The sequence below is a fragment of the Laspinema olomoucense D3b genome (assembly GCF_025370785.1).
Taxonomy (GTDB): domain Bacteria; phylum Cyanobacteriota; class Cyanobacteriia; order Cyanobacteriales; family Laspinemataceae; genus Laspinema; species Laspinema olomoucense.
On record NZ_JAMXFA010000043.1, the window covers coordinates 35,458 to 53,308 of the forward strand.

General features: G+C 47.1%; 18 protein-coding genes and 1 tRNA gene. 7 read left to right on the forward strand and 12 right to left on the reverse strand.

The window, feature by feature from the left end; all coding sequences use genetic code 11:
- Positions 1-246 precede the first annotated feature (246 nt).
- From NG792_RS23935 to dxr, 3 genes are all read right to left on the reverse strand, one after another.
- Positions 247-486, reverse strand: a complete 240-nt coding sequence (locus NG792_RS23935; protein ID WP_261198525.1) for a hypothetical protein — start codon at positions 484-486, stop codon at positions 247-249.
- A 20-nt stretch (positions 487-506) separates the two neighbouring features.
- On the reverse strand, positions 507-1,190 hold the full coding sequence (locus NG792_RS23940) for a tetratricopeptide repeat protein (RefSeq protein WP_261198524.1): 684 nt from the start codon (positions 1,188-1,190) through the stop codon (positions 507-509).
- A gap of 129 nt (positions 1,191-1,319) precedes the next feature.
- Entirely contained in the window at positions 1,320-2,555 is a 1,236-nt protein-coding gene (gene dxr, locus NG792_RS23945) for a 1-deoxy-D-xylulose-5-phosphate reductoisomerase (RefSeq protein ID WP_261198523.1), read from the reverse strand.
- Between the two features lie 429 nt (positions 2,556-2,984).
- Between dxr and NG792_RS23950 the strand changes: the two genes are divergently transcribed.
- Positions 2,985-3,218 carry a Nif11-like leader peptide family natural product precursor gene (locus tag NG792_RS23950; RefSeq protein WP_261198522.1) on the forward strand — a complete coding sequence of 78 codons (234 nt, stop codon included), beginning with the start codon at positions 2,985-2,987 and terminating at the stop codon, positions 3,216-3,218.
- A gap of 155 nt (positions 3,219-3,373) precedes the next feature.
- On the opposite strand, the gene NG792_RS23955 is transcribed toward NG792_RS23950, so the two are convergent.
- Both NG792_RS23955 and NG792_RS23960 read right to left on the reverse strand, forming a co-directional pair.
- A complete protein-coding gene (locus NG792_RS23955) occupies positions 3,374-4,756 on the reverse strand; it encodes a lysophospholipid acyltransferase family protein (RefSeq protein ID WP_261237052.1) in 1,383 nt (460 codons plus the stop codon).
- A 144-nt stretch (positions 4,757-4,900) separates the two neighbouring features.
- The gene (locus NG792_RS23960) at positions 4,901-9,082 is read right to left on the reverse strand and encodes a DUF2157 domain-containing protein (RefSeq protein WP_261237053.1); all 4,182 of its coding nucleotides are present in this window, start codon (positions 9,080-9,082) and stop codon (positions 4,901-4,903) included.
- A 365-nt stretch (positions 9,083-9,447) separates the two neighbouring features.
- Here NG792_RS23960 and NG792_RS23965 point away from each other — a divergent pair, with 365 nt between their 5' ends.
- Positions 9,448-9,768: a hypothetical protein gene (locus NG792_RS23965; RefSeq protein WP_261198519.1), complete on the forward strand. Its 321-nt coding sequence runs from the start codon at positions 9,448-9,450 to the stop codon at positions 9,766-9,768.
- Entirely contained in the window at positions 9,753-10,130 is a 378-nt protein-coding gene (locus NG792_RS23970) for an aspartyl protease (RefSeq protein ID WP_261237054.1), read from the forward strand. Before NG792_RS23965 ends, NG792_RS23970 begins: the two co-directional genes overlap by 16 nt.
- Before the next feature lie 226 nt (positions 10,131-10,356).
- On the opposite strand, the gene NG792_RS23975 is transcribed toward NG792_RS23970, so the two are convergent.
- The 5 genes from NG792_RS23975 to NG792_RS23995 form a co-directional block, all read right to left on the reverse strand.
- On the reverse strand, positions 10,357-10,785 hold the full coding sequence (locus NG792_RS23975) for an excisionase family DNA-binding protein (protein WP_261237055.1): 429 nt from the start codon (positions 10,783-10,785) through the stop codon (positions 10,357-10,359).
- A 106-nt stretch (positions 10,786-10,891) separates the two neighbouring features.
- On the reverse strand, positions 10,892-12,907 hold the full coding sequence (locus tag NG792_RS23980) for a ribonuclease catalytic domain-containing protein (RefSeq protein WP_261237056.1): 2,016 nt from the start codon (positions 12,905-12,907) through the stop codon (positions 10,892-10,894).
- An 81-nt stretch (positions 12,908-12,988) separates the two neighbouring features.
- Positions 12,989-13,204 (reverse strand): 30S ribosomal protein S18, encoded by a 216-nt coding sequence (rpsR, locus tag NG792_RS23985; protein WP_015147529.1) that lies wholly within the window; start codon positions 13,202-13,204, stop codon positions 12,989-12,991.
- Positions 13,205-13,314: 110 nt separating this feature from the next.
- On the reverse strand, positions 13,315-13,503 hold the full coding sequence (gene rpmG / locus NG792_RS23990; protein WP_015147530.1) for a 50S ribosomal protein L33: 189 nt from the start codon (positions 13,501-13,503) through the stop codon (positions 13,315-13,317).
- A gap of 165 nt (positions 13,504-13,668) precedes the next feature.
- Positions 13,669-14,340, reverse strand: coding sequence for an RDD family protein (locus NG792_RS23995; RefSeq protein WP_261237057.1), 672 nt, complete (start codon positions 14,338-14,340; stop codon positions 13,669-13,671).
- Between the two features lie 221 nt (positions 14,341-14,561).
- Between NG792_RS23995 and NG792_RS24000 the strand changes: the two genes are divergently transcribed.
- Positions 14,562-14,632 (forward strand) — tRNA-Gly (locus NG792_RS24000).
- 202 nt (positions 14,633-14,834) lie between these two features.
- Here the strand turns inward: NG792_RS24000 and NG792_RS24005 are convergent.
- Both NG792_RS24005 and NG792_RS24010 read right to left on the reverse strand, forming a co-directional pair.
- Positions 14,835-15,113, reverse strand: coding sequence for a hypothetical protein (locus NG792_RS24005; RefSeq protein ID WP_261237058.1), 279 nt, complete (start codon positions 15,111-15,113; stop codon positions 14,835-14,837).
- A gap of 53 nt (positions 15,114-15,166) precedes the next feature.
- The gene (locus NG792_RS24010) at positions 15,167-15,439 is read right to left on the reverse strand and encodes a hypothetical protein (protein ID WP_261237059.1); all 273 of its coding nucleotides are present in this window, start codon (positions 15,437-15,439) and stop codon (positions 15,167-15,169) included.
- 444 nt (positions 15,440-15,883) lie between these two features.
- Here NG792_RS24010 and NG792_RS24015 point away from each other — a divergent pair, with 444 nt between their 5' ends.
- The 3 genes from NG792_RS24015 to NG792_RS24025 are packed head-to-tail and all read left to right on the forward strand — an operon-like array spanning position 15,884 to position 17,766.
- Entirely contained in the window at positions 15,884-16,687 is an 804-nt protein-coding gene (locus NG792_RS24015; RefSeq protein WP_261237060.1) for a TIGR04255 family protein, read from the forward strand.
- Positions 16,644-17,309, forward strand: a complete 666-nt coding sequence (locus NG792_RS24020) for a hypothetical protein (protein ID WP_261237061.1) — start codon at positions 16,644-16,646, stop codon at positions 17,307-17,309. Before NG792_RS24015 ends, NG792_RS24020 begins: the two co-directional genes overlap by 44 nt.
- 7 nt (positions 17,310-17,316) lie before the next feature.
- Positions 17,317-17,766, forward strand: a complete 450-nt coding sequence (locus NG792_RS24025; RefSeq protein WP_261237062.1) for a DUF7689 domain-containing protein — start codon at positions 17,317-17,319, stop codon at positions 17,764-17,766.
- Positions 17,767-17,851 lie beyond the last annotated feature (85 nt).

A 17,851-nucleotide genomic window follows, 5' to 3' on the forward strand; every position in this document is an offset into this window, starting at 1 on the left:
GAGGGAAGGAAGCGACGAAGGGAGTTAAATGATGTTACCCTCGTCATGAGAGTGGAACCGGATCATCTTCAAATTGTGGGGTAACCCCAGGCTTTACCGGGAAATGACTCTCGTCACTCTGTGGATCTTACCCTGTAGAAATAAGCGGGAGAGGGAATCACTGAAGTGGTAGAGTTGTCATTAATACCGCCCCCTGATTATCCCTCTCAACCGGAGAACCGGGTAAGGGTGTAAACCCCCCAGATTTTATTTTCCGAAAAAGGGGGCTAACAGTTTTTCTCCTTTTTCCCAGATTGGAGAGAGAAAGCCTTGAACCGGACCCCATAAATCAGTCATGCCGATGCCAAAAATGACCTGCAATCCTAACACTAACAGGGCCATTAAAATAGCAGTTTTGACCGTGGCTTTGAGGACAGTGACCAGCCAAGTAAAAATTAGCCAGGAAACAACGACTGCCGCAATAAGAATCAGTAAATCAGTTGACATTAACTGAAAATTGTGAGAGGTTAATTACCTTGTTGAATTTGACGGGCAATGGCTTCTGAACGCTGGGCTAAAGCCATGTTACCTTGAGAGCGAAACAGTTCAGCGGCTTGTTGAAAATCCGCGATCGCCTCTTGGTTGTTTTGCTGCAATAACTGAACTCCCCCGCGATTATAATAAGCAGCGGCTTCAGCGGGATTCAGCCGCAAGGCTTGATTAAAATCATCCATCGCTTTTTTATACTCTTCCCGGAAGGCATACACCCCACCGCGACCAATATAAGCCTCACCATAATTGGGATTTAACCCCAAGGCCGCATTATAATCCTCCAGGGCTGCATCATAATTTTGCATCATGGAATGGGCACTGGCACGTCCAATATAGGCATCAATGTTATTGCCATTTAACCGTAACACTTGGGTATAATCTGCGATCGCCCCGGCTTGATCTCCTGTGCGCGACAGCAAATTCCCCCGCCTAATATAGGCTTCTGGACTATTGGGATTCAGGGCGATCGCCTGAGCATAATCCTGAAGCGCCCCCTGGAAATCCCCCTGACTGGCTTTTTGCTGCGCGGAACTCAGCCAATTCTGAGCATTATTTTGGGCGATTATTCCTTGGGGTAAGGTTGTCCCCAAAACCGGAGAAATTCCCCCTAAAACCGCGAGGAGTCCTAACAGAGTAATGTTCGGATAAAGGTTCTTCATGGTTTACTTGGATTCCAGAAAAAAATGGCTACGCATAAGTTATGAGTTTACTCGCTCTTTTATCCTTTACCGGATTGAAAATCCAGCCCTCACCCGGACCGGGTGGGGCTTTTTCCGGTGGAGACGGGACTATCCAGCGGTTGCCGGAGTTGCACTCCCCAAGGGCTTAATCCCTGGGGTAAAGGATTTAGCCTCACCTTTCAGGGTAGCACTTGCCTCTAAAACCGCTTGTCTAGCCCAGCGATCGGCAGCGAGAATCTCTTCTAAACCGGGTTGGGCACAGTTATCCGCCTGATGGCGATCGCAGACCCGTTCAATCACCCGGGGAATATCCAAAAACTCAATTTTTTCCTCTAAAAATAACTCCACTGCCTGCTCATTGGCTGCATTTAAAACCGCAGGCATAGAACCCCCAGAACGACCGGCAGCATAAGCTAATTGCATACAGGGATACTTGTCATGATCGGGTGATCGGAAGGTCAAATCTCCGGCTTTCACTAAATCTAACCGTTCCCACTCCGTATAAATTCGCTCCGGCCAAGACAAGGCATAAAGCAATGGCAGACGCATATCGGGCCACCCCAATTGCGCTAAAACCGAAGTATCCTGTAACTCAATTAAAGAGTGAATAATACTCTGAGGATGAATCACAATATCAATATCATCATAATCCATTCCAAATAAGTAGTGCGCCTCAATGACTTCTAATCCTTTGTTCATTAAGGTAGCTGAATCAACGGTAATTTTGCGACCCATTGACCAGTTGGGATGCTTCAGCGCATCCGCCACTTTCACCGTGGCTAATTTCTCCACCGGCCAATCCCGGAAGGCCCCTCCGGAAGCCGTTAAAATAATCCGACGTAACCCCCCAGGCGGGACCCCTTGCAAACATTGAAAAATTGCCGAATGTTCCGAGTCTGCCGGGAGTAACTTCACCCCATGCTTTTCAATCAGGGGATTGACCACAGGTCCCCCAGCAATCAAGGTTTCCTTGTTCGCCAAGGCGATATCTTTACCCGCTTCGATCGCGGCGATCGTCGGCAGTAACCCCGCACAGCCGACAATTCCTGTAACAACTGCTTCCGCATCCCCGTAACGCGCCACTTCCACCACACCCTGTTCTCCTGCCAGGATCATCGGCTTCGGGTCCAAGTCGGCGATCGCCGCGAGTAGTTCCGGCAGCTTGTCTTCCTGACAGATGGCGACGATTTCCGGGCGAAACTGGCGAATTTGCTGCGCCAACAGTTCCACATTCCCCCTAGCTGCTAACCCGACAATCCGAAACCGATCGGGGTGGTGTTCCACGATATCTAATGTCTGAGTCCCGATTGAACCAGTGGATCCGAGGAGAGTAATCGCTTTCACAATCTTAATTTTTATGATTTTCTGCCCCTCCACTATAAATTCTTTGGTCTCCCTCTTAACAGGGTTGATCCCGGTTTTCCTACTCATCCCTGGTGGGTCCTGGGAGTCTATCAGCAGTTGTGCTCAGGATGAGTCAGAATCCGGGGAGGGTTTCAAAAAATTTGGTATTTTATCACAGCCAATATTTAAGTTATGTTAAATTCTCTCGAAAATCTTTAATTTTTGTCAAGGAATCATGAATTTTTAGTTTAAATCGTCTATGCTGTCACTACATCAGTCGTTCAGCCGACATCTAAAGTCAGGAGGGTAAACATACCTATCTGAATGTATAGGTCTTTTCTACCCTCTTTTACCCACCCTGATTTCAGGGAATAGATGCTTTCCCGGGCGACAACCTTTTAAGAATTGATTTACCAGGAGTTTAGATTTATGACACAGAAAAACGCAGCAGCCCTTTTCAAAGCAGTTAAAGAAGATTTAGCACTTCAACAACAAATGCAAGCGGCTAAAAATCCAGAAGCTATCAGAAAATTGGCTCAAGAACGAGGCTATAGCTTCACCGATGAAGAATTGAACCATGAAATCAGCCAATTATCAAAAGAAGAGTTATCCTGTATGATCAATCCGGGCATTGCCCCTCGGGAACATCTGATTCGCCGGTAATTTTTCACTGTAAAAATCCACACCCTCAAGGGTGGGTCTATACGGACAAAGCCTGCCGTCCCAGGCTGCAACAGAAGATTGACTTTTGGCGACCAAATTTGGTATAATTAGGTCTGCAAAAACCCGACACTCGATGCAGAGTGTCGGGTTTTTACTCAACCGGCAATGGTTTGTTCTAAAGCCGATCGCAAATCTTGGGTTAAGTCCGCGATCGCCGATCGCCGACTGGTTTTGTAGGCATCCCAGCGATCGCTCACCCAAATCGGTTCACCGATTGTTAGCTGGACCGACTGTTTGCCTAATTCCGGACGAGAAGAGGGACGTTCTCCTTTAATCCGCGCAATGGTATCCCACACCAAGAGGGTCGTTTCTGCAAACCGCTCAAAGGTGGGTTTTTCTCGCACATACTGTCCCGTGACTGCCACGAAACATTCCACCAATCTCATGTGCCACATTCGCAAATTGGCTTCTTCCGCCACGCGATCGGCGAGTCCGCGTTCCAAAGGAGACAACGCCTCAATATTCTCTATATCTTCTCGATAAATCCGATCCCATCCCGCTTGTTCTAACCGTCTACAGCGGTCAATGACCGTTCCCTTAGACGGCAGTTTAAAATACTCCTCAGCTACCTGTAATGCCATATCCAGCAAGGCAGGAAGGCGAGTGGTTAAATCCTGGGGATCTCCTGCGGTATCGGGTAAGGTGCGATGGTAAAAGCGGCGATAAAAATCTTCCATTAACGATAATAAATGTTGTCCCAATCGAATTAAACGCGGGTAAAGTGAGGAGAGAGAGGGGGGAGAAATATTACCCGCAGGTTCTCCAGGAATGGGGAGGGAAGATAAGCCACAATCTAACTCCATTTGAGTCAGTAAGGCTGCCACTGCATCCCATTCTTCTTTTTCATATTTGTAGCGAATCCCAATCGGTAAAATTGCCACGCGATCGCCTCGATTTTCTTTTTGTACATCCTCCATACACCAGAATGCTAACTGAGCAATCCCCGGTTCCAACGGACTAATAATTTCATTATGTCCGTTCGTCCCCCCTTCCGGAGAAGCAGCCAGAGGAAATTGCCCTTTAGCAAATAGTTCCCGCGCCGATCGCAACCCCTGGCGGTCTATTTTTCCTCGGACAATGGGAGTGCCTCCTAGTTTGGGTAAGAGATATTCTAACCATTTTCCCGCCCATAATGGAATGCCGCGATCGTACATAAAATGAAAATGCATCGGAGAAGCGAGGGCAATATTTTTGGACCGCGCCACTTGCGGAACTTCCTGCCAAATTAAGTGAGCAATGGGAAATGGGTCGTATGTACTCGGATGGCGAAAAGCCATCATAAAGCGGACTTTTTCCCCTTGGAACTGCTGATACAGTTCCAGCAACTGCTCGACATTTTCCGTTTGAATCTGCGTAATCGGAGTCCGAAATTTTCTCCATAAAGGCATTACGAATTTCGCCACCTGCAACATCACCGGATTAAAATTGGGGGGAATAAATTCTAAAGGCGGGTGAGCGCCATCAATGGATTTAATCATGAGGTTAGCAACAATCAACAATCATTAAAATCGGGAGATCAATCAGGGCTGAAAATGAGTCGGTATTAGCCCGCACAGGCGGGCTTTGTCCGTATAGACCCACCCTTGAGGGTGCGGGTTTAGCGAAGAACACCGGATTGGGTATTAATCCCAAGACTCTAACTCTACCCGCCAATTTTGGAGGAGGGTAACCAGTTGTTCTCGACGAGTTTCCACCGTTGCGGCAATCCAAATACAACCAATTCCCACGAATAATCCAATTACCCAGCGCAAAAATGGATAGAGGGCGTTGAGAATGATTAGCTGATAGGTGGCATTGAGTAACAAGGTGACAGTTCCCACATAAAGAAAAGCACGGATTCTCAAGCTTAACCCAGCCACAGCAATCAAGAAATTGATGATGCCTGAAATGAGCCAGTGATTGGTCATTAAGGAGATCAAGCTAATACTGGCGATCGCCAATACCCTGATCCCGTGACGGATTCCTTTGCGATCGCGGGGTTGGAGGCTGGGTTCAACCTGGGCAAAGTATAAGATAGCGGCAGCCATAGGAATAATATAAGCGATCGGCTCAGTGACCATTGCATCCAAAAGGCCCCGCAGAATCACCCAATTGAGTAGGATAGCACTCCAATAAGTCAACCGAATTTGATTATGGAAATAGCTCAGGAATACATAAAAAGCAGCAACGATGAGTGCAGAAACAGACCATTCTTGAGTGCTGTCCCCCAAAAACCTCATTCCCGTGGTGATAATCGCGAATCCGGGGAGGAGTCTCGCCATCAACCGCCAGGGTCTCAGGGGCCATCCCCAACGGTCCCAGGGGAAAACATCTAAGAAGTAAGCCGCAACACAGGCGATCGCACCTCCCCAGATAATGAACATTCCCTGTAAATTGCTGGGAAGATATCCAAACACATAAAAGCCCACTGCTGCGGATTCAGCCATACTGATATACACCCAAGTTTCAGCGGTTTGAAGCGCTTCGGGGCGATCGCGAGGATCGGGTTCACCCTCCTTGAATTCTGGAAACCGGCCCTGAAGCAGGGCATAATTGGTTAAAAACACCCCCGTTCCCACGCAAATCAGGTCGATTGACCCCAGGGAACTGGCAGCCGTCGCACTTTGGGAGAACACCACCACGGCACTCAACCAGATAAAACTACTCAAACCCCAATGAGTGTGGGCAAAAAATTCGACTTCCTGTTTGGTCAAATTCAGGTAATCCGTTAACCAAGGTTCCAGCCATCGATAGTTATAAACAATCGCCGCACCCAAAGTAGCAATGGCAATGAATTTAGCAGGATCGGGTAACCCAGAAATTTGATAATAGAGAAACTCATAAGCGGAAACAGAAATGCCAATTAAGGCTAAATAAACCAGGGGTTTCGCTTCCCGGCTGCGCCGTCCAATGGTCAAGGCAATTACTACTAATGCCAAGGTGGTAAATCCACTCCAACTGGTCAAAGTTCCCCAGCGTAATGCCTGTCCCAATACCCCATAAATTAACGGAATCACTTTCCAACTGGTGCGAAGGGGTCTGCCAGTGCGACGAATCCACCACTCACCGGCTAAGGCAGCAACCAGTCCGAGGATGAGGTTGGCGATCGCCAAACTGATCAGCGATCGCCCGAAAAATATCAACGTTTCAGCGGCGATTAATTCAACACTCCAACCCAAGGCATAAAATGTCCAAGCCGCCGGAGATAACCACATCCGATAAGTGAGGGTTCCAGCTATCAAAATGGTCGCGATTAAAATCGGCACTGAGGATTCCATAAATGCCCCGAAATACAGATTAGAGGCATGAGTAGAAATCACCGCTAATGTGAGACCCCCCAGACCAATCCCCCATCCTTGATAGGCTTTCGTATAAATTTGAGCCAGGGAACTGGACCGTTGTCTCGTCACGGCATAACTGATGCACAAGGTGACGACAGCGATCGCACTCACAACAAACCACCCCTCTGGGGAAATGGGCAGTAATCCAAATACCCCCATGTTTAATAAGTGAACCACAAAAGATAATGCAAACCCAATGGCGATCGCCGCCACAGCGGTATATCTCAATAGCCTGGTATTCACCACCATCAACAAGGTGCCGATTCCCAATCCCAATAACAACGTTGCTGGGGTCAACAACACTAATACCTGAGCCAAAATTAACGTAGTGATACTCAATCCCGTTGCAACCCTGCGGCGATCGGGGGAAAAATGGGCGATCGCTGTCAATGCCAAGGGAGTCGCAAACCAGAGAATTCCCCAGTGTGCGGCATCAATGGTGGATAACCCATCATAATTTCCCACCCAGAATACATAACTTAAACTAGCCAGTCCTAACCCAACGGGCCAACAACTTTCAAGCCAAGCCGAAATCCGCAGATTCAAAGCCAAATCCGGCCTTAATTCTAAGGTGAGAGAAACTGCCCATTCTGCCAGGGCGAGGGCTAATAAAAGGAACCCCCAAACGAAGATAGGTAAACGGGGAAATCCCCAATGGACACAGGAAAAGAGTGCCAGCAATCCACTCACATGACTTAAATAAACTAAAAAATCAAACGGCCCAAACTCTCCCGGACGGATGGCGCGAGACGAAGTTGGGCCATGAGTTCGCCAGTTTAAACGGCGATCGGTTACCACGGCCAGAGTGAGGGTAGAAGCTAATAAATTCAGCGATCGCATGGAAGAGGCAGGCACACTCAACAGCGTGAGAAGTACCCCAAATCCCAATGCCCAAATATCCCCGGCTTGGGCTGAAACTTTGGCTCCTTGCTCTAATTGAGCCGGTGTGCGACGATACAACCAGTCGGTTAGCCAGACAACAAAGAGTAGATAGGGAAAGAAGGTTAAGCCCAGCAATGCCCAGGGACTCTGTTGTGCCTGAGCTAGTTGAGTCCCCGTGGCGATCGCGCTGGTGCGAACTGCCGGGGGAATAATATCGCGAATTAACCAATAGCCTTGTAAGGTGATTGTAAAAATAGCAATCGTATCAAACAAGTGGAAAAATCGGGGGAGACGACGACCCAGCCACCATAAGGCTAGACCACTAATGGCGATCGCCTGCCAGGGTTGCTGTCCCACAGACACCAACCAACCGGCAAACATCAACCATCCCCCCAGATAACCGAAGAGTTGAGGGGGATTCGCACTTACTGGAGTGGGGAGAATTACCACTCCGGGTTGAGGGGATACCGGGGATAGAGGTTCTCTAACGGGGGTAGAGTCTTTTGTGAGATCGGATTCCAAGATGATCCAACCCCCAATGGCGATCGCCAATCCTAACTGAGCGATCGGCACCCCGACTCCAAAAATTGCCCGTCCAAAGAGAATGGCTAAGGCATAAGAAAACAGGAGAATTTTAAAAGAATTAAAAGGCTGAAGAGTAGAGGGTGAGGGGGATTCGGAGTTAACCCCTGATTTTTTCGTCCCGGGATACACGGTTGCTAAAGCGGTGGCGATGGTTCCTAGATAAACGGCGATCGTCGGCAATCCCGGGAATGACCATCCCCAATGGAGATAACAGAGGACGGGGTAAACTGCCAGGTGAAACAGAGTCCGTCGCGATGGGCGCGCAGTGCCCAATACCCGGGGAAGCACCTGCCAAGCGATGAAACTGAGGACGGGTGTAGCAACGGCGATCGTCACCCATCCCAAGGGCGACTCCCACAAACCAAACCCATCCATCGTCCAGAAATTCACCGGCAGCAGCAACAGACTCACCCATTGCAAGGTTTGAGCCGTCAGCCGTAATTGAGACTGCCGTTGCGCCCAAACACTCACCCCCCAAAAAATCATCGTATAGGCAAATAAGACCAAATACTGACCGGCGGGGGGAAATCGCTCCCATTGGGTTGCTGCCAGGACCCCAGAGGAGAGCACCACCATAAATACTCCAAGGAACAGTAACCAGCGGACACTCAGTTCCGCCATCAGAGACTGAATCCATTGAGGTTGACGCGGAGTTGGGGTTTTCGTCGCGGCAACAGGAGATAATACCGGAGGCAATTGAGCCGGAGTCGTGGCGTTAGTCGGGGATACAGGAGATAATACTGGAGGGAGTAGAGGCTTAGGCTCCCGCTCATCCTCCTCCACCTTCTGAGCGATCGGTGATGCAATCACCTGGGGTTCCGGTAACGGTTCGCTCAGATAGGTTCGGCACAAAACTTTTACCTGTGCATCAGAGACCAAACCCAAACTCACTAAAGCATCGAGCTTTGCCAAGAGACCGGGTTCACGGAGTCGGAGTTTTACTTCAAGTTCGATCGGTAGCTCAAAGTCAGCAGACATGGGTAGGCCCTCATAGCGCTTATCAAGATTATGCGCCATCTTTTCTCAATTAGGCGATCGCCTAGAGCCAAATTCATAAACTGTCACAACCCCCACTATCAGGACCAGAAAACTTTTAGCCAGAGTGCCAATCTGGTTGACCAAACTTTCTGCAACACCAAGGGTTCTCCAGATCTAGACCTCTCGGCTTTTCCAGACTTGACTTTTGTCCCATCTTCTTAAGTGGTTACCCATCACCTGTGCCTTGTCATCAGTAATTGTTATATAGCGGTTCTTGCAGGAATGTGACCCTCACCCCCTTCCCCTCTCCCGTTGGCAGGCCAAAGGGAGAGGGGTGAGGGTCCAGTGTCAAACGGCACGTAAGACTGGCTATAATTATTTCATCATTCTGCTGAACCCAACCCATGATCAACCCCCGCTCAGAAGGGAATAATACCAGTCCCAATCGGCTATTGCGCAAACATCCTCTCAACATAGACGACCAATCTAAACTTGCAGAATCGAGGGCCAAATTTGAGGCCAAATGCCAAGCCATCTTTGAAAAATTGAAACCCGTTTTGAGTGAGGATTATTACAATTGGTTTATGGTCATTGAGCCAGAAAGTGAGGACTATTTCATTGATGCTGATGAGATAGAGGCAGAGAGAAAAGCTCGGGAAAAACATCCCGAGGCAGACTGCCTGATTCTCTGCATTAATGAGACCGGAGCTTGTGGACGAGCATGATTGATGGGAGATTCAACCGCAAGGGGGAGTTGATTTTTGAAATTGGATTAATTACGGCAGATGAAGCGTTAATCTCCGTGCCAGCACTGTTAGATACAGGATTCACCGATTGGTTATTACTCAATAATGAAATGGCTCTGGATTTGGGTTGGGTGCAAACCCGGAGTCAAAAGCGAATGCAAACGGCAGGAGGAATTATAACTTTTAGAATTTATCAAGGTATCATTCTTTTTGATAGAGAGGAATTAATAATTAGAGCGTTGGGGGGAGATGAAATTCCAGACATTCTGTTAGGGGTGAAATGGCTCCAGATTAAACGGCTAGTCGCAGATTATTCTCAAAATATTTTAAGGTTAGAATAATTAAAATTCCCATTATTCATAGCATAGTTGAAGCCATGTCATGAATAATGGCACGGGAGGCTGGATGATTTTGGATATGAGTTTTGCTACAATCCAGCCATGACTGAATCGGCAGACTCAGATTTTCATTGGGGTGCTGGATATAAGGACATTGGCATTATAAACTGCCGTAAAACTTGACACTCCAAGAATTTGAGGCCATTTACTCATAGCCAATATTTAACGCTTACTCATCCAAAGTTTGCCGCCGTTTCTCATCAATCTTGCTTTTGTAGTGCAACACATCTTCGTAACGCACCTGTTGCTTTGTTTCCACTATTTGGGAGGGTATTTCTCCCGATTCGAGTAATTCCACCAAATAAGGATGGGACACCTCTAAAATATTGGCAGCTTCTTGAGTCGTGAGTTCTGCGGGTAAGGAAACTAGGCTAACGGCTTTCCCCTGAGCCATCTGTTCTAAAATTTCAACTAACATCAGAAAAGCAGACTTAGGAATTGCGATCGCCTGACTATTCATTTCATCAGTCTGAATGATAATTTGCGGTTTCTCTGCATCGGTGTAACCTGCCAAAAGTCGGCTACTTTCCTGCGCTAATTTAACTTCCTCCTTTGTCGGAGGCAACGGATAGGCGGATTGAAAATTAGAAGGGTTCATCCTCACCTCATTTAACTCTAGTATTGCTTAAATCATCAGTTAACAATCAGCAACAATCACCTAAAACACCCTGAACCCATTGGATATGGATTCAGAGAGAAAGTTGTTACAATTGCGCCGTTTGATAGACCATCTCTTGGAAATGGATCTGATCCTCACGGGGGTCTGCATAAGCAACTTGCAGATCCAGCCGATCGCCCAGGGAAACCGCCCGAGGGAAACGCCATGCCAACTCGATGCCAATATCTTCCAACAGAATCAACCCGAGATTTTCATCCTCACGCAACCAGCGCAACACCACCGCCTGCCAAACTTCTCCGGAGTGACGACGCAGATATTCCAAAATCCAATAACGATTGGTTTGGCGTTCTACCAACGATGCCTCGCGCACTGCCATCCCGATACTCTGGACAATTTCCTGCACCTCTAACACCGCCAAAGGCAGCGGGTCCCCCCGCAGGTGCGCTTTAATCTGGAAATGGGCCAATAAATCGCTATAGCGACGAATTGGAGAGGTGACTTGGATATAAGCATCCAACCCTAAACTGGCATGACGGGAGGGAGTCGTTGCCATCTCGCTTTTTGGCATACAACGCCGAATCGCACTCGATCGCACCGGACCCGGAGGTAAACTCAGCAATTCCTCTTCTGGAGGCAATTCCGGCTGAGGTTGACCGCGAAATGGGACCGGAATATTGTGGGTTTGGGCGTAGCGTGCACCCAATTCCCCGGCCAAAATCATCATTTCCGCCACCAATTGCCGAGACGGACAATCTTCCAGGAGTTGAACGGTGATTTCCTCATTTTCATCTACCTTGATGGAGGAATCCGGCATGGAAATAGTAATGGCCCCTTGGGAGACCCGCCAAGCATGGCGACGTTTGGACCAAGCGGCGATCGCGCTAATTTCCGGTTCCGCTTGCAACCCCAATTGCAACATCTCATCCACATCATCGTAAGTCAACCGATAAGTCGGCTTAATCGTCGAGACATGGATGCTATATTCCGCTACCGCGCCACTCTCCTCTAAAATCACCGCAAAACTCAGGGCCGCGCAGAGTTGCGACTGCACCAAACTCATGGGACCCGTTGCCAGTTCATGAGGAAACATGGGCACCATCCCCGTCGGCAGATAAACCGTAGTGCTGCGCCGACGGGCCTCTAAATCCAATTCATCTCCCGGAGACAGCAAGCGTGTCGGGTCCGCAATATGAATCCATAGCCGTTGACGGCCATCTTCCAGGTATTCCAAACTCACCCCGTCATCGATTTCTAGGGTGCTTTCATCATCGATGGTATAGACCTTGAGATGGGTCAAATCTAGGCGGTTGTTCGCATCCAGATCAGGAGGCGGAAAATTCAAACACCGTTGGGCCACTTCCAGTACCTTGGTAGAAAAATGAGTTGGGATCTGAGTTCGCCGTAAAAACAGATTTTCGTGTTCAGACCATACCTTTAACTCTACCAAAAGCTTAAAGGCAGCTTGGGGCGTGTCGGTCCGGCCTAGAGATGAGAGAGTTTCCTTGGCTTGATTGCGTTCTCGCGCTTCTTCTGCCAAGGCTGCATATTTTTCTAGGGCTTCGATGCGGATGCGATCGCTATTCTCCCACTCCACCAGATTCCCGGCGAGTCGTTGCTGCACCCGTGCTACAAAATTGCCCCACTCTTGCTGTCGTTGGGTTTCTACTTCCTGTTGGTGTTTGAGTTCCGCAACCTGCGTGGCCGATCGCGGCTCATAACGGTCCCCTTTTTGCTTGAAATAGAGTTTATCCTCAGACAGCAATAAGTAAGAGGCATAGCGATTAGGCGGCTCATTTTCTGAAAAGAGCAACATCGCCATTTCCCCGGGGTCAACCCCCCGGTTTTCCTCAACCAGGATTTCCCACGCCACCTCTAAACTATCCGGGTCGAGATATTTCTCTACTTCCTTGCGGAAGTTCGGGATATCGGAGGGTTTATAGGAACCTCCACCGATTTCGTAGGCGATTTGTCTGGGTGGAATGCTATTGGCTTGACCATGTTCATCCACCACAACCCAGTTCTTTTTGCCATCCGGACGGTCGGCTACGGCTAGACGTCGGTCCCCGTTCAGCCGATATTCGAGCAGCGTTCCCTTTTCCACGATCGATACCCCAGCGTTTAGGTTTTAGACTTTAGATATCAGATCGCACCTAAAATCTAAAAGCCTTCAGTGCCACTATTTTTATCCTTCTTGGTTCACAAATGGCAACAAGGCGACAATTCTGGCGCGCTTAATTGCTTGAGTGAGTTCCCGCTGCTGCTTGGCGGTTAAGCCTGTAATCCGCCGAGGCAGAATCTTTCCGCGCTCGGTGATGAATTTTTGCAGCAGTTCTACATTTTTGTAGTCGATGGGTTCATCCGGTTTAATTGGCGAAACACGCCGACGGTAGTATGCCATAGCAGTTCAATCTCTGTACAGTTTTTTGAATGGACAAGTCAGGGACTCTTAACAAATTTTGAGACGCCACCTCAAAGCCCCAGTTGTTGCCTTGAGGATCAACGCCTCATCTATTTGATTTCTTTATGGACCGTCGGTTTGTTACAGTACCGGCAGAATTTTTTAAGTTCTAAGCGTGCGGTAGTATTTCGACGGTTTTTCTGAGTGGTGTACCGAGACACTCCAGCAGAGCGCTTGTCCGGATTAGTCCGGCACTCGGTACATTCCAAGGTAATAATGATTCGGACACCTTTAGCCATTAGGTCTCCCCGCTCCCAATAAGGACAGATTTAGACACGATTTATGATTATCTCATAGAATTGTCTATTTCGGCGATTTTCCCTAAATTAAGTTTTCTTATCAATCCCAATCCCGGTTAACAATCGTTAACCCACGGGGATTTGCTCTCCCCAGTCCGGCTAAATCTAATCCTGAAAGTCATCAAAGTTATCGCGATCGCCTCGATATGGGCGAGTGTCTTGAACTTCATCGCGATCGCCTCGATATTGGCGAGTGTCCTCAAACGAGCGACTGCTGCGATTTTGCTTAAATTCTTGGTAGGCTCGTCGGAGTTTGCGATAGGCCCGTTTTAATTTGATATCGAGGGAAAATCCCCGCAGGGTCCCGATAATCATCGTATTGGCAATGCGATCGTGAAACGCTTGGCGGCGAAAGGGGTCCGAGGAAACCGCGCTACAGTCGATCGCCAAGGGAACGAGTAAGAGCATCCCCATACCATGCCCGGGGTTCAGGTGACTCAACCCGATCGCCACTAACACGGCACCGACACCGGCGACTGCCTCCCGCTTAAATAAATCCAGCAATAACGGGGTGCGCCCAAATCGCAACCCAACCAGGGTAATATCGAGCGCCCAGCGTCCCACACTTTGGCCGTGATTGCGCCCGGGAAGGAACACCCGCAGGAGCACCCACAGGAGGAGGAACCAGAAAGATTGACCCCATGACATCCCCTCCACCGTGCGATCGGCCCCCAGGGAACTCAACAACCACACAATCCAATAATCAATCACAAAAGCAGCCCCCCGTCGAGGGATCTCAACTTTAGGAAAGCGCGTATAAAGAGGATCCGTATCCATGATCCTGGAATAATCCTGAATGCTTACCCCTCTATAGTGACACGCTCCTCACTCCACTGTGGAGCAACCTCACCGCATCGAGTCAGGGTTTTCTGAAGCTATCCACCCGATCGCCACACCCGAAACCCTCTCCCCGAGGAAATCTCAGCCTTTATTAAAAAAATATGTTGCAATCTGAGAAAGTCATGCTATATTGGATCATGTAGCTAACGCTGCCAACTGCGGGCATAGTTTAGTGGTAAAACCATAGCCTTCCAAGCTATTGATGCGAGTTCGATTCTCGCTGCCCGCTTTTTTTCGGTTGATTGAATAGATAATGGGTTGTTCCAGACATTCTCTGTGTCTGATGTTCCCAATATTATTGCCAAGCATCAACTAAACGACACTCACAAAAATTTCCTACTCAGAATTTTCAATAGGCTCCCTAAACTTCTGGCTCAAGGGATGATCCTAATTGATAAACCAGAGGAATAGATGAGTGTCTAGCAGTAATTTCATTGGGGATAAAATAAATCAATAACTTCATCGGGTAAAGGCTTATTAAAATCATCAGGCACAATAAATTCCCTGGCACATAGCCCACAGGGGCGCAACTTACCTTGCTGACGATATTGTTGCATCACCGCCTCGATTGTGGCATTTTCATCCAAACTACCCTCTGACTCATCGACAACAATAATTACCTGGAGTTTTTGTCTAGCTGAAAAGGGCAAATCAGACAAAATTACCTGTCTTGATTCATCAATCGTAATCGACTTTTTATAAAAAGTCATCTTCCTTGAACTCCATTAACATTAAAATATTCTGACATTATCTCCCTTCCCATTCAATCTATATCTGAGCGACGTTCCCAGGATTGTCGCAGAGGGTTGGGTGAAAACAGATTCCCCTCCTGCACTATCTCATACCAAATCCGGTTGGTAAAAATCGGTTTTCTCTTGAGCCCGCGTGCCCGGGCTTTGTCCGTGTAGCCCCAGGGTTCAGCTTGCGGGAGTCTATCACAACCGGATTCCGTATCAAGCGCCCGATCGCCGTTTGCTGGTTTGAGGCTGGTTTCAAATTGAGAAAGGTTCTGGCACTCCCACTCTGAACAAATCATTCACCTCAGTCGTATTGTAAGCGATTGAGCGTCCTTGGCTTCCAGCAGGGCGTAAACTTGAGATCCGGTGCAAGTGGTTTTCCCGTTTCCCATTGCAATCAATAACTGACCGAACGGAAAAGGCGATCGCATCTTCCTGAGAGGGACCCCACGGATGAGTATTTTCTGCGTTAGCAGGGAATCTCAAAGCGATCTGCTGCCAGTGGAAATCATTTCTAACGAAAGCCGAGGGTCCATTAAATTAGGGAGTAGGGTCCCAGTATCCAAATGCCTACGCTATATCTAGTGTTTATCCCCTCAAACTTGAGCGCATCTAGTGTTATTCACCTCTAATGTTAAATTCTGTTAAAATAGAGCCGCTAGAAGACTTGTTTTGGTGTAAGCTAGGGACATTGTTTCCCAATTTGTATTCTTTTTAAAAATTAAAAAACTTTATACCTTTCTATGAATATACCAGAATCACCTAGAGTCATTTATCAATTGAATCCTCTGGCAGAAGTGAGCTGCCAATTAAGTTTTCCCACTATCTTAAAAATAGGTACTCAAGAGCCTGCTGAATTTCAAGACAGGATTCGCTCCCAATATCCAATTTATGAAATTGTTCAAAATCTTGATTTATCTCCGGAACTTCAAAACTTGTTAATAAGGTTTAGTAATCCGCTTACGAGTGACTTGATTTATCAATTCACATCTGAAGACTTAACTTGGAGAGTTTTTTTACATAAAGATTTTATAGGGTTAGCTACTAGAAAATACAGCAGATATGAAAATTTCAAAAATAGGTTGAAAAATTTGATAGGTATATTTGAGGAAATTTATAGCCCAAATTTTTATTCTCAAGCCAGATTAAAATATGTAGATTTAATTATTCAGTCTGAATTAAATATTAACGAAGAATGGACGGAATTAATCCAACCCCACCTGGCTAATGAATTACAAATTCAAGAATTTAAGGGATCAATTATTGACTTCATAAATATTATAAAATTACGAATGCAAGACCAAGGAGAAATTGTATTAAAGCATGGCTTAGTCCACCTGGAGAATGAAGAAAAAAATATTGAAGAGGAAGGCTACTTAATAGAAACGGAATTCTTTACTCTACCGAATAATATACAGAAGGGAAATGATGTCTGGAAACGTCTCGACCAATACAATGCACTATCAGGAAGAATATTCCGTTGGAGTATCACGAAAAAACTTCATGACGCAATGGCTCCCCAACCGATTGACCACAACGCTTCCTGACTATGGACGAGTTCCAACCCGTCTGGCGGTTAAACGGCATTTTGAGGTAGAAAATAGACCACAAAAAGAGCAATATTATACCTCAATGACTATCAATTTTAAAACCGAGGAGGTGTACCAAAAAAACTTAGTTTTTTTAAATTTGTTCTTTTTGCTAAATACTTTACCTCCTGAAGTGCTGGAGATGGCAATATCCCAATTAAGTCAACTGGTACAAGATTATGTTGGTGGCCCAGTAACTCCGCCAAGTTTAACTCAAGTCACTCAAAAATCATCTACATCTTGGCCAGTGGTGACCGTATCGACTGGTTTTAAGGTTAAGCAACCGGCTCAAGTTTCTGATCGAGAAACATTTGAAAGGCTGAAATTAGAGTGGAAAGAAGCCACAGAAATGCTCTCTTCAATTACCAAAAAAATCAAACATCCTGCTTATCAAGAGATCATCGGGATGGGAGACAAAGTGTTGCCCTGGATCCTTGAAGAACTCCAGAAAGAACCCAGCCACTGGTTCTCTGCTCTGAGCGCGATCACCAAAGTCGATCCAGTGACTGCAGATGATAATTTTGAGCAAGCGGTTGAGGCTTGGTTGAATTGGGGTAGAAGTCAAGGATATATTCAATAACGTCTCGATGAGTTCTATCAAGCTCGAATTGACCTGGCCTAATCTGAGAAAAACCGGATATGAAATCACGAGCCAGCCTACTCCAGCATACAACTGCATTGCTTGGGCTGCAGGGGTTACAGATCGTCCTTGGTGGCCGATAGATCAAAAGCCATATTATTGGCCTTTAGAACCCCGAATTAAATCTTTACAATCTTTTATTAAGGCGTTTGAGCAATTAGGATACGAAATTTGCTCCAACAGCGATTTAGAACCCAATCTTGAAAAGGTCGCAATCTATGTTGATGAAGACGGGGAGCCAACTCACATGGCTCGTCAATTAACAACAGGCCAGTGGACCAGTAAGTGTGGTGATTGGGAAGATATTAGTCATACTTTAGAAGGTTTAGCAGGTGAATTCTATGGAGAAGTCTCTATTTTTATGAAAAGACCCTTGGCGAACCAACTAGAGAGCTAAGAAAACTATTATAGCGGTTCCCGGACTCATGAGGTACAGTAGCAACAATGAGCAAACCAATTGCGAATATCTTGTTGAGTGACTT

Coding starts and splice junctions, on each gene's coding strand:
- NG792_RS23935 (WP_261198525.1), bottom strand. CDS start 486: ATGTCAACTGATTTACTGATTCTTATTGCGGCAGTCGTTGTTTCCTGG.
- NG792_RS23940 (WP_261198524.1), bottom strand. CDS start 1,190: ATGAAGAACCTTTATCCGAACATTACTCTGTTAGGACTCCTCGCGGTT.
- NG792_RS23950 (WP_261198522.1), top strand. CDS start 2,985: ATGACACAGAAAAACGCAGCAGCCCTTTTCAAAGCAGTTAAAGAAGAT.
- NG792_RS23955 (WP_261237052.1), bottom strand. CDS start 4,756: ATGATTAAATCCATTGATGGCGCTCACCCGCCTTTAGAATTTATTCCC.
- NG792_RS23960 (WP_261237053.1), bottom strand. CDS start 9,082: ATGGCGCATAATCTTGATAAGCGCTATGAGGGCCTACCCATGTCTGCT.
- NG792_RS23965 (WP_261198519.1), top strand. CDS start 9,448: ATGATCAACCCCCGCTCAGAAGGGAATAATACCAGTCCCAATCGGCTA.
- NG792_RS23975 (WP_261237055.1), bottom strand. CDS start 10,785: ATGAACCCTTCTAATTTTCAATCCGCCTATCCGTTGCCTCCGACAAAG.
- rpsR (WP_015147529.1), bottom strand. CDS start 13,204: ATGGCATACTACCGTCGGCGTGTTTCGCCAATTAAACCGGATGAACCC.
- rpmG (WP_015147530.1), bottom strand. CDS start 13,503: ATGGCTAAAGGTGTCCGAATCATTATTACCTTGGAATGTACCGAGTGC.
- NG792_RS23995 (WP_261237057.1), bottom strand. CDS start 14,340: ATGGATACGGATCCTCTTTATACGCGCTTTCCTAAAGTTGAGATCCCT.
- NG792_RS24005 (WP_261237058.1), bottom strand. CDS start 15,113: ATGACTTTTTATAAAAAGTCGATTACGATTGATGAATCAAGACAGGTA.
- NG792_RS24010 (WP_261237059.1), bottom strand. CDS start 15,439: ATGATTTGTTCAGAGTGGGAGTGCCAGAACCTTTCTCAATTTGAAACC.
- NG792_RS24015 (WP_261237060.1), top strand. CDS start 15,884: ATGAATATACCAGAATCACCTAGAGTCATTTATCAATTGAATCCTCTG.
- NG792_RS24020 (WP_261237061.1), top strand. CDS start 16,644: ATGACGCAATGGCTCCCCAACCGATTGACCACAACGCTTCCTGACTAT.
- NG792_RS24025 (WP_261237062.1), top strand. CDS start 17,317: ATGAGTTCTATCAAGCTCGAATTGACCTGGCCTAATCTGAGAAAAACC.